The 15,467-nt window shown below is 45.3% G+C and carries 10 protein-coding genes and 1 pseudogene; 8 read left to right on the top strand and 3 right to left on the bottom strand.

Going from position 1 to position 15,467, the window contains the following annotated elements:
* Positions 1 to 324: 324 nt before the first annotated feature.
* The 3 genes from B9T16_RS16870 to B9T16_RS16860 all read right to left on the bottom strand — a co-directional run bounded on the left by B9T16_RS16870 (position 325) and on the right by B9T16_RS16860 (position 4,636).
* Positions 325 to 2,253 (bottom strand): cation:proton antiporter, encoded by a 1,929-nt coding sequence (locus tag B9T16_RS16870; protein WP_410245308.1) that lies wholly within the window; start codon positions 2,251 to 2,253, stop codon positions 325 to 327.
* 214 nt (positions 2,254 to 2,467) lie between these two features.
* Entirely contained in the window at positions 2,468 to 3,817 is a 1,350-nt protein-coding gene (locus B9T16_RS16865) for a GH25 family lysozyme (protein WP_410245307.1), read from the bottom strand.
* A gap of 156 nt (positions 3,818 to 3,973) precedes the next feature.
* A complete protein-coding gene (locus B9T16_RS16860) occupies positions 3,974 to 4,636 on the bottom strand; it encodes a class I SAM-dependent methyltransferase (protein WP_006619891.1) in 663 nt (220 codons plus the stop codon).
* A 181-nt stretch (positions 4,637 to 4,817) separates the two neighbouring features.
* Between B9T16_RS16860 and trxB the strand changes: the two genes are divergently transcribed.
* The 8 genes and pseudogenes from trxB to cbiD form a co-directional block, all read left to right on the top strand.
* Positions 4,818 to 6,170 (top strand): thioredoxin-disulfide reductase, encoded by a 1,353-nt coding sequence (gene trxB, locus B9T16_RS16855; RefSeq protein WP_410245306.1) that lies wholly within the window; start codon positions 4,818 to 4,820, stop codon positions 6,168 to 6,170.
* A 38-nt stretch (positions 6,171 to 6,208) separates the two neighbouring features.
* Complete coding sequence (locus B9T16_RS16850) at positions 6,209 to 7,093, top strand: ABC transporter permease (protein WP_006619889.1); 885 nt, start codon at positions 6,209 to 6,211, stop codon at positions 7,091 to 7,093.
* Between the two features lie 1,427 nt (positions 7,094 to 8,520).
* Positions 8,521 to 9,684 (top strand): RNA polymerase sigma factor RpoD, encoded by a 1,164-nt coding sequence (gene rpoD / locus B9T16_RS16845; protein ID WP_006619888.1) that lies wholly within the window; start codon positions 8,521 to 8,523, stop codon positions 9,682 to 9,684.
* A 273-nt stretch (positions 9,685 to 9,957) separates the two neighbouring features.
* Complete coding sequence (locus tag B9T16_RS16840) at positions 9,958 to 11,325, top strand: NAD-dependent succinate-semialdehyde dehydrogenase (RefSeq protein WP_006619887.1); 1,368 nt, start codon at positions 9,958 to 9,960, stop codon at positions 11,323 to 11,325.
* A 132-nt stretch (positions 11,326 to 11,457) separates the two neighbouring features.
* Positions 11,458 to 13,095, top strand: coding sequence for an acetolactate synthase large subunit (locus B9T16_RS16835; RefSeq protein WP_006619886.1), 1,638 nt, complete (start codon positions 11,458 to 11,460; stop codon positions 13,093 to 13,095).
* A gap of 7 nt (positions 13,096 to 13,102) precedes the next feature.
* Entirely contained in the window at positions 13,103 to 13,243 is a 141-nt protein-coding gene (locus B9T16_RS16830; protein WP_158307570.1) for a hypothetical protein, read from the top strand.
* Positions 13,244 to 13,309: 66 nt separating this feature from the next.
* Positions 13,310 to 14,200, top strand: a complete 891-nt coding sequence (locus B9T16_RS16825; RefSeq protein ID WP_006619885.1) for a fumarylacetoacetate hydrolase family protein — start codon at positions 13,310 to 13,312, stop codon at positions 14,198 to 14,200.
* A gap of 152 nt (positions 14,201 to 14,352) precedes the next feature.
* Positions 14,353 to 15,467 (top strand): annotated as a pseudogene (gene cbiD / locus B9T16_RS16820) (cobalt-precorrin-5B (C(1))-methyltransferase CbiD); the annotation flags it as partial.

Below are 15,467 nucleotides of genomic sequence, written 5' to 3'. Positions count from 1 at the left end.
TTACACCAAACCTACTKCATACAAAACCCTTGGTGTTCGGTTCCACCGCCGTTATACAAAACCCTGGTGTTGGGTTCCACTACGTTACACCCAACCTACTTCATACAAAACCCTTGGTGTTCGGTTCCACCGCCGTTATACAAAACCCTGGTGTTGGGTTACACTCCGTTACACCCAACCTACTTCATACAAAACCCTTGGTGTTCGGTTCCACCGCCGTTATACAAAACCCTGGTGTTGGGTTCCACTACGTTACACCCAACCTACTTCATAATTTGACTACACTGTTGCGAACTATCTGTGGAATGAAGGCTGGTTGACTAGCTAGTTACTAGATTCTTTAGCGGAAATAGTTTCCAGGTGAGGAGATGGAATGGGAACTTCCTCGACTACGGGATGCTTATCAAGGGTGAGATCGGTTTGTTGAGAACCTGATAAACGTTTAAGTAGTTTAGGTTTGGGATCATGGAGTAAGTAAATAATACGATCGCCTGCTTGCCAAGTTTCCGCCACTGGGACTACCATTAGCTGATCTTGACGCAACAGTAATAGAGGGAGAAACTCCCCTGAGCGAATCATCGCCTGTAAATGCGATCGCTGAAACTCCAGTCCCGGTTGTCTCAGCAAAGTTTCCCCCAACTTCACCTCACGGTCCTGGACATATTGACTCCACAACTTCAGGGGGAACTCTGGAATAAAAGCCTGTTGTACCTTATCCTTAGCATTACTGTTAGCAGTTTTCTTTTGAGGCTCTTGGGGAAAAATCGCCAACACACGAGGAGGCTGGAACTCTTCCGCCGCCCGTTGTGCTAAAACTAGATTCACCTCACCATTGCTAGTCATAGCCAGGAAAGTCCCCATAGACTCAAGTCCCGCCTCTTCCAAGACATTCGTATCAAGGGCGCTACTTTGATAAACACGCAACCCCTCATCCTTAGCCTGTTCGCAAGCCTCTGGGTCTGTATCAATAATCACCACCGACTCATTGCGTTCTTGGAACATTTGTCCAATCAGGCGGCTGATGGGATTTGAACCGACAATTACCGCTCCCGTAGCTGTAGACGAGGTAACTCTTAATAGTTGAGCCACATATTTAGCCGTTAGTCCTTGGGTGACAACAGTCATAATAATCGTCAGGAAAACCAAAGCCTTAATTGAGTCTCCCCCATTCATTCCCCGTTGAGTCAACAGAATCGCAAACAGGGAAGACACAGAAGCTGATACAATCCCCCTAGGTCCTATCCAAGCAATAAAAAACTTTTGTCGCCAGTTAAGTTTACTTGATAGGGTACAAATCAAAACGTTAATGGGACGGACAATAAACATCAGAGCGAGTACCGTTAACACACTCCCCCACCCCAAGGCGACAATACTTTCTAAAGACAGATCCGCCGCTAACAGAATAAACAGCACCGACACACATAACATGGTCAGTTGTCCCTTAAAGCGGCGCAGTTGACGCATTTCTGGAACCCCCACAGAACGCACCACTAGACCTGCGACAACTGCAGTCATTAGCCCCGATTCACTACTGACCAATTCAGCAGCATCATAGAGCCCCCAGAGAGCAGCTAAGACGACTAAACTGGTGAGATCCTCAGACTTAAACTTAGCTTGTTTGAGACTCCACCCCATTAATGCACCACCGACCACCCCGATACTGGCACCAATTCCTAAACGAGTGATTAATTCCCGGAACAACTCCACCGGGTCAGCACTACCACTGAGAACTACATTAAGCACTAAGACGGCGAGAATAGCACCAATGGGATCGATTAGCACTCCTTCCCCTTCCAAAATCGCGGCTACGGGTCGATCAACAGAAACCTGTTTGAGTAGGGGACCAACTACAGTAGGTCCGGTCACAACTACTAAGGACGCATACAAAAAGGCGATCGGCCAGGCAAATTCCCCTAGCCAATGAGCAGCCATACCACCACCGACCAAGGTGATCAATGTTCCGACTGTTACTAAGTTACGGATACTCCCAGAAACAGCCCCTAAAGCTCTCAGTTCTAGGCTTAATCCCCCTTCAAACAGAATTAGGGCTACCGAAAGGGAGACAATGACTTCTAAGCCATCGCCGAGTAAGTTGGGATGGACTAGCCCTAAAATATCATTGCCTACTAGGATACCGAATACCAGTAGAAAGACAATGGCAGGAACTTTTAGATAGTCCGCTAAAACTTGAGCACCGATACCACTAATGATGGTTATGACCATCAGCATGGTGATCTCAAAGGATGTGTCCATAAGGGTTACTGTCGCACGATCAAAATATCTTCGGTCACTTGATATCAGACCCGCCATCAAACAGAGGGGGATTCCATCTACTCCAACAAATCAAAAATTGATTATTGTTGAACTTCTGGCGGGGTAACTACTTGGGGTAGATAGTGGGCACTAGGAATGAGTATGTTAATGTTAACCTATCCTAGATTGGGCGATCGCCTCACCCCTTAATAGCTTATCGAGAACCGGGTCTACGCCATAGTCTCGCAAATTCTACCAGGGTAGGGGCGGGAATTTGCGTTTGTAGCCATTCGATCGCCTCTTTTTGGGTAGGAGTCCCACCGTAGAATCTACAGACATCGAGTAACCGAATATCAACCACTACTTCCGGGGTGGCGTTCCATTTCTGTTCAAATTCCAGCAAAATCGTCACTGGAATTTCCCGTTGTAACCACCGCAAGGCTTGATTTTGGTTCGGTAGATCCCGATAATAACGGCACACATCTAGAATTCTAATCGACTGGGTTTGGGGAGTAGCCTGATTTCTCCACAAACGCGCAAACTCTAATAAGGTCTCATTTGGGATTTTATCCTGTAACCAGACTAAGGCTTTATCTTCCGTCGCAGAACCACGATAGATCCGACATATATCAATTAGTTCTAGAGTTGTTGCGGGTGCGGGTTCCGGTGCCGGTGCCGGTGCGGGTTCCGGTGCCGGTCCCGGTGCGGGTGCGGGTGCGGGTGTCGGTGCGGGTGCGGGGGCGGGTGTCGGTGTCGGTTCTGCTTCTACCCTTGGTGGTGGGACGAAGTTTTCCACTTGACCCATTAATGCAGTCCAGGTTTTTAAGCCAGCTACCCCATTTTTTTCTTTACTGCCTTTGTTATCCTGAAAACTGATGACAGCCCTTTCAGTTCCCGCGCCAAAAATGCCGTCAATTACTCCGGGTTCAACGCCGCGTTTTTTCAGCATTGTCTGCATCAATTCTACTTTCGGTCCCCGTTCCCCTTTGCGGATACTCTCAAAGATGTTGACATCTACCCCGCCTCGGATACCATCAACTTGACCGCGATCTGTATATTGCCAAAATACCCAGGTTTTCCATTTTCCGGGTATGGCTGGTTTTTCGGCTTGGGTATAGTGGGCTATCCATAGGGGATATTCCGAAAAGCGATCGGTGTTCAGTTGTTGCCAAAATCCTGGATAGGTGTAAATTATCGGTTGATATCCCGTCGCTGCTTCGATCGCTTCTAGCCACACAGCCGCGCGATCGCATACCGTTTTGGAATCAAGCCCGTCCGTGGTTTCAATATCTAACACCGGCGGCAAATCTCCCGGTTCCAGGGTAACAATTCTCAGGAAGTTATCGATTTGTCCCTGAATATTGCTGGCCGGCCGAAAAAAGTGATATGCTCCCCTAATTAAGCCGTTGGCTTTGGTTGCTTTCCAATAGGGAGCAAAAACATCCGCCACAAAGGTGGCTCCCTCCGTTGATTTAATGACAGCAAACGCCATACCGGAATTAGCCACTGCTTTCCAGTCAACGTTGGGTTGGTAGTCTGAAACATCTATACCGCGTATACTCATGGGTTTGGCATTTAACAATAATATTTTGATCAGGTATTGGCAATGCGGATCAGCTCATTAAACCGCTATCGGGCCAGTCAATTGACCCATTGACTCTACTTTCGCACTTCGCACTTTGACTATAATACTTCTGAGTTCCGTTGATTAACCGTTATGTTAACCGATCGCTATTTTTTCCGCCGTCCAGTGGCGATCGCTTGATGTATAAACTTTAATATCCCCATTACCCGCTTGGTTCAACATCTCCTGCACTTCTTCTAAGGTAAACGCCGCCTGTAGGGAATCTCGGAATAGTTGTTTTTGATGCTGGTTGCAGTCCCCTGCATATTCCTCTACTAGGCGATCGCGATCGGCTTCACTTTTCGGTCGCTGTAAGTCCCGCAGGAAAATCCCTCCCCCCGGTTTTAATACTCGTTTCACCTCACACAAAAAGGGTAAAGGGTCCCCCAGGTGATGCACTATACTATTGGAAATTACCAAATCAAACTGACCGTCAATATATGGCAACTTTTTGGCATCTACCAAGGCTAATTCCACTTGACTACTAACTCCCGCCGCCTTGATATTCCTCTCCCCTATTTTCAGCATATTTTCCGATAAATCAATCCCGATAATTTGCCAACCTGGCTTCTGTTTCGCTATCAAAATCGGGATGCGTGCTGTTCCCGTTCCCGCATCTAATACCATCCCTTCTGACCTTGGTAAAACCGCGATCGCCTCTTCTGCAAAAGCTCGATTCACCTCCGAAAAATCCATAGAGTCATACTCTACAGCTTCCGACCAACTATCCATCACTTCCGGTTCTAAAACTCGTTTCATTCAGATTACTTTGCCAATGAAATTACACAAAAAAATATTTATTAACCTCAAATTATTAATCAATTATTATTAATTGTCAACCCCTCAGCCATCCTCACCATAATTTTAGGAAACTTTCAGGAAACCCAGTCCTGATGCTTTATAATCAAGGATTGTAGAATTTCCCCCTACCATATTGAAAATGGTTGAAAATTTAGTCATTATCGGTTCTGGTCCCGCTGGGTACACTGCCGCTATCTATGCAGGACGGGCTAACCTCAAACCCATTGTATTTGAAGGATATCAGAAGGGTGGGGTTCCCGGTGGACAATTAATGACCACCACAGAAGTAGAAAACTTCCCCGGTTTTCCTGATGGTATCACCGGACCCCAATTAATGGATCGCATGAAAGCACAAGCCGCGCGCTGGGGGGCTCAATTAATTACCGAAGACGTGATTAAGGTAGATCTCAGTCAAAGACCCTTTACCCTCACTTCCCCAGACCGGGAAATCTCCACCCATAGTATTATTATTGCTACAGGAGCTACCGCTAAACGACTCAACCTACCAGGGGAAGAAATTTTCTGGAGTAATGGCATTTCCGCCTGTGCTATTTGTGATGGCGCTAGTCCCCTATTTAAAGGGGTGGAATTAGCCGTTATTGGTGGCGGCGACTCAGCAGCAGAGGAAGCCGTTTATTTAACTAAATATGCCAGTCATGTTCATCTTTTGGTACGTCGAGATGAGTTGCGTGCTAGTAAAGCTATGCAGCAGCGAGTTTTACCAAACCCCCAAATAACTGTTCATTGGAACACTGAGGCAGTTAAAGTATTTGGCAATGGCAAACTTGCGGGAATTGTAGTTACAAATAACCGCACAAACCAGGAAAGTGAATTGCTGGTTAATGGTCTATTTTATGCCATTGGTCATACTCCCAACACTGACATTTTTCAAGGACAGTTAGAACTAGATTCTGTCGGTTATATTGTCACTAAAAATCATGGCGTAGAAACCAGCGTTGAGGGTGTTTATGCCGTTGGAGATGTTCAAGATCATGAATTTCGGCAAGCGGTGACGGCGGCCGGTAGTGGCTGCATGGGGGCGATGTTGGCAGAACGATGGTTATCTTCTCAGAATTTGGCTCAGGAATTTCCACAAACTGAATCCTCGTCAGACCATACAGACACCAGCCCCGAAACTGAGGCGGCAGATACTGAGGAAACTTACGATATAAATAACACTAAGCATAAAGGCAGTTATGCTCTGCGGAAACTTTACCATGAGAGCGATCGCTTAATTATGGTTAAATATGTTTCCCCTACCTGCGGCCCCTGTCGCACCCTCAAGCCCATTTTAAATAAATTGGTCGATGAGTTTGATGGTAAAATCCACTTTGTGGAAATTGATATAGAACAAGACCCGGAAATTGCACAAAATGCCGGAGTGATGGGAACTCCCACTATTCAGTTTTTTAAACATAAGGAGTTAGTCAGAGAAATGAAGGGGGTTAAACAAAAAAGTCAGTATCGAGATGTCATTCAAAGTAATTTATAGTTATCCTCTCTTTCTGTATGTCACCTGTTAACTAAAAAATGACTTCCACTAAATCTCGATTTGCTCGATTTTGGACCCGCACAGGTTCCCGTAGTGTTTCCAGTTGGATGATGACAATTGGTTTTGTGATCACAACTGTTTTTGTGGCGATCGCTATTTTCTCCCCAGTATTAGAAAGCTGGGGATGGATACAGAGTCCCACCGAATTTCTCGCCAACCCCATTCATCAACCCCCCGGACTCAAGCACTGGTTCGGTACCAATCGCCAGGGGTATGATATCTTTTCCCGTACCCTATTCGGCACTCAAGCCGCCTGGAAGGTGGTACTGTTAGCAACAGTATTAAGTTTATGTATCGGCGTTCCTCTGGGGCTTCTGAGTGGCTATCAGGGCGGGAAAATAGATCGTTGCTTGTTGTTTTTGATGGATACCATCTACACCTTACCTGGACTGCTGCTATCCATTACCTTAGCCTTTGTCGTCGGTCGTGGGGTGTTTAATGCAGCCTTAGCCCTTAGTATTGCCTATATCCCCCAGTATTATCGGGTAGTTCGTAACCATACCACCAGCGTCAAAACCGAATTATTTGTCGAAGCCGCCCAAGCCATGGGGGCTGATACTTGGACAGTGCTTTCTCGCTACCTGTTCTTAAATGTAATTCAGAGTGTCCCCGTTTTGTTAACTCTTAATGCAGCCGATGCGATCCTGATTTTAGGAGGATTAGGATTTTTAGGCTTAGGGCTACCACCAGAAACTCCCGAATGGGGTCATGATTTACGCCTAGCCTTAGAAGCTCTCCCCACCGGGATTTGGTGGAGTACATTGTTTCCCGGATTAGCCCTTACCATCATGGTAGTGGGACTATCTTTGTTAGGAGAGGGAATTAGCGAGTGGATAAATCCTAAGACCCGAAATCAAAGTTAAACCCAGAAAATGATTAATAAATCAACAATTGACCGGCAAATATTAAGACATGACTGCAAAAACTTAATGTGATTTAACATTTTATGGGATTCCATTTCTTCAAATTTGAGCTACCTTAACAGAAAAGGCTGACGCATCTGAGAACTCAATGATCACGTTTACCGTGAAAATCTTTATTGAAATGGAGTTCTCCGATTCATCTGGTTTCAGTTTTTTGAGCAAATCCCTTGGTTCAAAACCAAACCCAGCAACTTAGCCTCTATATCATTTAGTTGGCATGAGTTCTGTCAAAGCGGGAAAACTAAGGATATCCTGTATTCGGAAACCCATGGGGCCGGTTTGAGAATACCCAGTCTTGAAAAGTCTCTATTGAGGACAGACCAAGGGATTGAGACCTGGAGTGGCGCAAGCTATGGAATCACCTAGATTGTGATCACCAGATTATGTATTTCAATTCTGAATTAATCTCCTCGAAGTTTCTCCGCGAGGTTTGAGATGAACATTAAAATAGGATTGCTCAATTAACCTAACCCCCATAGTTTGTTATATGGGCTAACATAGATTGGGAAACCGATTCATAAATAATGTAGTCAACAACCCCACTCCACTGGCGGGATGGGGCTTGTTAAAGCCCCTAACCCAGAGTGAGTTTAGTTGACGGGCCTCAGACGCGGTCAGCGTCTACGTTCAGAGCAAGCGTTAAAGTTCTTACCTGGGGATGCGTCGCTGTCGCTAGTAGTCCCCAGCTCTAAAACCAGATGCTTAAACAGTCCTAGAGGGTTAAGACCGTGCTATCTCGAAAGTACCGACTCTGAACATTGGCAAGTGGGAACTTTACCCCAGCAATGGGTGTATCGGGGACAACCATATCCCCACCGGAGTGGCAACCATACCGCTTTACCCCGCAATTGCAGTCAACCTTTACCAACTCAGGAGGCTACGCTTATAGTTATCGAATGGGCAAATTAGGGGGTATTTAACCCCGCTCAATTCCCGCTCAATTCCTGACCCACGCACAAGGGGATGGGGTTTCTCGGAGGAAGAGCATGAATTGTACCTACCATAACCGTTGTGTTCCTTAACACGCTAGGGGTAGGGTAAACGAAAATGAATCGATGGCAGTATTAGTCACAATCGCTCGGTTGCCAATGCTTTTGCTAATGGGAGGTAGTTGGCTGTTGTTTATGCGGTCAAGGCCGACCCTGGCAAGTGAAACCTGAGATATTTTATATATATGGTTTGAGCAACTTTTGTCACCCTTAGCTGATGGGCTGTATCGGAATTCAATCATCAATAGTTTATGATCAACAAGCCGAAGTTACAGTCAGACCGAGTGAGGAATTGGCTAAACTGTCTACAGACAGATATATTGTTATATTCTGTCTCTCGTGATGGATTCTTGAATTGAGGAGCATGAGGAACGCGGCATGATCCAAATAAAAGACGGACTCGCAACCACCATTGAGCCTGAAATGGAAACAATTGAATTATCTGACCCGAAATCTGATCCAGATTTAGTTGAAAATTTGTTTGAACATGGAAAATCTCTTCCAGAAGAATTAGAGGAGTCTCAATCTGACACAGAACTAGCTAAAACTGGGGGTGCCGCGAAATCTCGGCGACGTGCCCAGACTAAAAAAAAGCACTATACAGAGGATTCGATTCGACTGTATCTTCAGGAAATTGGTCGCATTCGCTTACTGCGAGCTGATGAAGAAATTGAACTGGCTCGTAAGATTGCGGATTTGCTGGAGTTGGAACGAATACGCGAAAAGCTAATAGAGCATTATCATCGCGAACCCAACGAAAAGGAATGGGCAAATGCGGTTGATATGAGGCTACCAGAATTCCGCCGTCGCCTATTTCTGGGCAGACGAGCTAAGGATAAAATGGTTCAGTCTAACTTGAGGTTGGTGGTTTCGATTGCTAAAAAGTACATGAATCGGGGTTTGTCGTTTCAAGACTTAATTCAAGAGGGAAGTCTGGGGTTAATCCGGGCGGCGGAAAAATTCGATCACGAGAAAGGCTATAAGTTCAGTACCTATGCGACTTGGTGGATTCGTCAGGCTATTACTCGGGCGATCGCTGATCAGTCTCGGACGATAAGACTTCCGGTTCACTTGTATGAAACTATCTCGCGGATCAAAAAGACTACTAAACTCCTATCTCAGGAAATGGGTCGTAAACCGACGGAGGAAGAAATCGCTACCCGGATGGAAATGACCATCGAGAAGTTAAGATTTATTGCTAAATCCGCTCAACTACCTATTTCCCTGGAAACTCCCATTGGTAAGGAAGAAGATTCTCGCTTGGGAGACTTTATTGAGTCTGATGGAGAAACCCCAGAAGATCAGGTTTCTAAGAATTTACTACGGGAAGACCTCGAAAGTGTATTAGATACTCTTAGCCCTAGGGAACGAGATGTTTTGCGACTACGCTATGGACTCGATGACGGACGGATGAAAACCCTAGAAGAAATAGGGCAGATATTCAACGTGACTCGGGAGCGCATTCGCCAGATAGAAGCTAAGGCTCTACGAAAGTTACGTCATCCCAACCGCAATAGTATTCTCAAAGAGTATATTCGCTAGGGGATACCTACAGCCTGAACCATAATTTGGTCTTATATCACCCAGAGAACAGCTTTCTGGGTGTTTTTTTAGTTTTGTAAATAAGATGAGGGAAAATTAAATTTTTGGGGAATTTGAGCCCGAATTTTTCTCATAAATTTTAAGTTATTTCAATAAAGTTATAGATTTGTGTAAACAGTTGGCTGAATGGGAAATTAATTGATAAGAGATGGTTTTTCAGAGGTAGGATGATTAGATGTAAACATTTAATTTTATTAAAAAGATCAATTCGTTATGGGAATCGCCACCATCAACCCCGCCACGGGAGAAGTGGTCAAAACCTTTGAATCCCTGACTGACTCGGAGATAGAAGCCTGTCTGGAATCAGCAGAGCAAGCCTTTAGCCGTTACCGCTATCTGCCTTTTGACAAAAAAGCTGAATGGATGAACCGGGCGGCGGAGATTTTGGAGCGAGATGCACAAAGATTTGCCCAAATCATGACATTGGAGATGGGAAAACCTATCAAAGATGCGATCGCCGAAGCTAAAAAAAGCGCCTTGGTTTGTCGGTTTTATGCAGAAAACGCGCCTCAGTTTCTGGCTGATGTTCCGGCCGCCAGTGATGCGACTCGGAGTTTCGTGCGCTATCAACCCCTGGGAGCCATTTTAGCTGTCATGCCTTGGAATTTCCCATTTTGGCAGGTGTTCCGGTTTGCGGCTCCGGCTTTAATGGCTGGGAATGTGGGGTTGCTCAAACACGCCTCTAACGTGCCTCAATGTGCTTTAGCTATTGCCGAAATCTTCACGGCGGCTGGGTTTCCCCCTGGAGTTTTCCAAACCCTCCTGGTGGGAGCAGACAAAGTAGCTCAAATTGTGGCTGACCCGCGCGTTAAAGCGGCCACCCTGACAGGAAGTGAACCGGCTGGAGCTAGTTTAGCTTCTACTGCTGGTAAAAATCTCAAAAAAACAGTGCTAGAATTAGGAGGCAGCGATCCATTTATTGTGCTAGAAAGTGCCGATCTAGAAGCAGCAGTACAAACGGCGGTGACAGCTAGAATGCTGAATAACGGTCAGTCTTGTATTGCTGCCAAGCGGTTTATTCTTGCCTCCTCCATCGCCGGAGAATTTGAAAAAAAACTGGTCGCCAAATTTAAGGCGCTGAAAGTGGGAGATCCAATGCTCCCAGATACAGAAGTGGGTCCCCTGGCTACGCCGGGAATTCTCAAGGATATTGACGAACAGGTGCAAACTTGCCTAGCTGCGGGAGCTAAAGCTCTCACGGGCGGTCATCGACTCTCTGATCGTCCGGGAAATTTCTATGCGCCTACTATTTTAGCTTCCATCCCCCCTGGAACGCCTGCTGATCAGGAGGAATTTTTTGGACCTGTTGCGCTCTTATTTAGGGTGAAAAATATAGATGAGGCGATCGCATTAGCGAATAGCACATCTTTTGGTCTGGGTGCAAGTGCATGGACTACAGACACGGCTGAACAGGATCGTTTAACTTTGGAACTAGAAGCCGGAGCCGTATTTATTAACGGTTTGGTCAAATCCGATCCGCGCTTGCCCTTTGGTGGCATTAAACGCTCTGGCTACGGACGAGAGTTAAGTATCCAAGGGATTCATGAGTTTGTCAATGTGAAAACGGTCTGGATTAAATAACTCAGACTCAAAATTAGGGGTAAAAATTACCTAGTAGCTGGGGGATTTTGCGCCTATATTTTACCCAAAAACTACGGAAAGCCGAAAATTATCCGGTTTTTTAATCTATTTGTATAGTTGAAAAAGTGCCCAATGAATACAGCCGAACTTTTGGTTAAATGCCTCGAAAATGAAGGGGTTAAATATGTCTTCGGACTACCGGGAGAAGAGAATATGGAAGTTCTCGAATCCCTGAAAGATTCTTCTATCCAATTTATCACCACCCGCCATGAACAAGGTGCTGCATTTATGGCAGATGTCTACGGACGTTTGACCGGAAAAGCAGGGGTTTGTTTGTCTACCTTGGGACCTGGTGCGACTAACCTGATGACGGGGGTGGCAGATGCTAACCTTGATGGGGCTCCCTTGGTAGCAATTACGGGTCAGGTGGGTACAGACAGAATGCACATTGAATCCCATCAATACCTGGATTTGGTGGCAATGTTTTCCCCTGTCACTAAGTGGAATGCTCAAATTGTCAGACCTAGCATTACGCCGGAAATTGTCCGTAAGGCTTTTAAATTAGCCCAAACGGAAAAACCGGGGGCGGTTCATATTGATTTACCGGAAAATATTGCTAGTATGGCTGTGGAAGGGCAGCCGCTAAATCGCGATCGCCGCGAAAAAATTTATTCTGCTTATCAAAGCATGAATGAGGCGGCTAGTGCTATCTCCAAAGCTGTTAATCCCCTCATCCTAGTAGGTAATGGAGCTTTGAGAGCTAATGCTAGTGAGGCGGTGACTGAATTTGCTACCCAACTAAATATTCCTGTAGCTAATACTTTTATGGGTAAGGGGGCGATTCCTTATACCCATCCTTTATCTCTGTGGACGACAGGACTTCAGCAGCGGGATTTCATTAGTTGCGCTTTTGATAAGGCAGATTTGGTGATTGCTATTGGCTATGATTTGATTGAATATTCCCCGAAAAAATGGAATCCTAAAGGCACAATTCCGATTATTCATGTGGGGGCTAATGCGGCGGAAATTGATAGCAGTTATATTCCTATTGCGGAAATTGTTGGGGATATTTCTGATTCTCTTAATGAGATTCTGCGTCGGTCTGACCGCACTGGTAAGCCGGACCCCTATGGGGTAAAACTGCGCTCAGATATTCGCCAAGATTATGAACACTATGCTAATGATGATGGTTTCCCCATTAAACCTCAAAAAATTATCTATGATTTGCGCCAGGTGATGGGACCGGAAGATATCGTGATTTCTGATGTCGGGGCTCATAAAATGTGGATGGCAAGACATTACCACAGCGATCGCCCTAATACTTGTTTGATTTCTAATGGTTTTGCGGCTATGGGAATTTCTATTCCTGGGGCGATCGCTGCTAAACTTGTCAATCCTGAATTAAAAGTGGTGGCGGTTACCGGAGATGGCGGTTTTATGATGAACTGTCAGGAATTAGAAACCGCCCTGCGAGTTGGTACACCTTTTGTCACGCTGATTTTTAATGATGGTGGCTATGGTTTGATTGAATGGAAACAAGAAGACCAGTTTGGCTCGTCCTCGTTTATTAAATTCGGTAATCCTGATTTTGTCAAGTTTGCTGAAAGTATGGGATTGAAAGGATACCGGGTTGAGGCGGCGACTGATTTGGTTCCTATTCTTAAAGAAGCACTGGCTTCGGAAGTTCCTGTGGTGATTGATTGTCCGGTAGACTATCGGGAAAATGCCCGCTTTAGCCAACGGGCTGGCGGTTTGTGCTGTCCTATTTAATTATTGATTGGATTTCACCACTAACCCGCTGAGACTTTCGGATTTTCTCAGATTTGGACTTCTCAGACCCAGCGATCGCCTTTGGTCGCTGGGTACTCCCTTTGTGGGAGAGGGCTTGGGGGTGAGGGCTTATTTGGCGATTGATTGAGGATTGCTATTAATAGCCTGATACAATTGTAGTCATGTAGGATGTGCAGTGGCTGAGATTTTAACTATGAAGTTTTTAACCCTAAAAAATGGACAATTGGGGACTTTAGTTGATCAGACTGTTGTGGACTTAGTTAAAGCTAGTCAGATTTTGGATGAGTCCTTAACGACTCAGACTTTATTAGAATTAGTAGAAGCTGGAGATACTGCGACTCAGGCGGTTGGGGATTTGACGGAGAAAGCGATCGCCGCAAAAATTGCCTGTGCGCCGTTGACAGATACTGAAATTATAGCACCTTTTCCTCATCCTAAACGCAATATTTTTTGTTTGGGTAAGAATTATTTAGATCATGCTAAAGAAATGCTGGGTAGAGTTGATAAAGACGACCAACTACCCACCCAAATGATTATTTTTACTAAAGCTACCACTACGGCGATCGGTACGGGTGCGATAATTCCTAGCTATAGCCATTTAACCTCTAAATTAGACTATGAGGCGGAATTGGCGATTATTATTGGCAAAAAAGGTACTAATATTTTACCAGAAAATGCCTGGAATTATGTATTTGGTTATACAGCCTTAAATGATATCTCAGCTAGGGATTTACAATCAGATCACCGCCAATGGTTTCGGGGAAAAAGCCTAGATGGTTTTGCGCCTATGGGTCCGGTAGTTGTGCATCGTTCGATGATGCCATCTGCGGAAAATATTGAGGTTTGCTGTTGGGTGAATGGGGAAAAAAGACAACAAGCTAAGTTTGATCAAGTTATCTTTGATGTCCCCGCGATTATATCTACTCTGTCGGCGGGACTGACTTTATTACCAGGAGATATTATTGCTACAGGTACTCCGGCGGGAGTAGGGATGGGATATAATCCGCCCCGTTTCCTAACTGCTGGAGATGAGGTAGTTGTGGAAGTGACAGGGGTAGGTAAATTGATTAATCGGGTAGGGTAAATTAATTAATCGGGTCTGGTTTTAAGTATTTGACTTAATATGGTAAAATATGGGAGAGGTGACAAGTTTACATTTAGATAAATACGGGGAACCTGTGGCTGAAAATGATTGAAGATGATATATATATAATTTACTCATACTAGGTTAGACTTATGACTAAACCTCGTTCTGGATATACACTTCCGGTTTTTGCTTGTGCGGCGGCGATCGCCGCTTTGGAGCATCTCCAAGACCAGAGCCCTAATGATAAAAATACGGTGACGGTGGATTTAATCGACCCACCAGAAACGGCGGAAATTGCGATCGAACAGGTGGCTCGTATTAGTGATCATGCGGCTTTAGGAATTACTCGTTCAGACCCAGGAGATAACTTAGATATTACTCGCCATACACCAGTTTGGGCAATAGTAGAAATAATAGGCCGTAATATTAACTCCCTAGAAACCCCAATTAAAATTGTCGGTGGTGAAGGGGTGGGAGTCCAGGAAAAAGGGGAACAGGCGGCGATTTATAAATATGCCAAATCCCTGATTTTAAGTAACCTGAAATCCTTAGTGTCACTAGGCGATCGCATTCAAGTTACGGTTATTTTACCAGAAGGCAAAAAACTAGCCAAACGCACATCTAACGAAGCCTTTGGAGTCATCCAAGGACTATCATTGCTGGGGACAACAGGTATATCCCAACCCCTCAGCGTCCCGGAACAGTTAGAAGTCTATCGGGAGACGCTGGAAGCGAAAGCCGCCGACTTTCAAACCCTAGTATTTTGTATTGGTGAAAATGGATTAGACCTAGCCACGCATTTGGGTATTAAGCCTGAACAAATTGTCAAAACGGCTAACTGGTTGGGGCCAATGCTAGTAACGGCAGGATTTGTAGAAATTGAATCGATTTTACTATTTGGGTATCACGGAAAGCTGATCAAAGTGGCTGGGGGGATTTTCCACACCCATCATCACCTCGCAGACGGACGCTTAGAAATTTTAACGGCTCACTGTGCGGATATGGGATTACCAACCCCAGATCTACAGAAGGTTTTGCATTCTCCGACGACGGAAGATGCTTTATTGTACCTGCGGGAACTAAAGGGGGATTGGGTCGATCGCATATATGGTTAGATCGCCTCGGCTATTGATCATCGCGCCGCCGCCTATATACACACCCACGCGGAAGTAAATGTTCAGGTGGGGTCAGTGTTATTTGATCGCCAGCGTCAAATTATCTGCAAAAGTGCGATCGGTGATACAATTTGGCAGCAAATTTGTTA

Source organism: Arthrospira sp. PCC 8006, assembly GCF_046480465.1.
Lineage (GTDB): Bacteria > Cyanobacteriota > Cyanobacteriia > Cyanobacteriales > Microcoleaceae > Limnospira > Limnospira platensis.
Note: the sequence above shows the minus strand (reverse complement) of the source record. Positions and strands in the feature narration are given on the sequence as shown.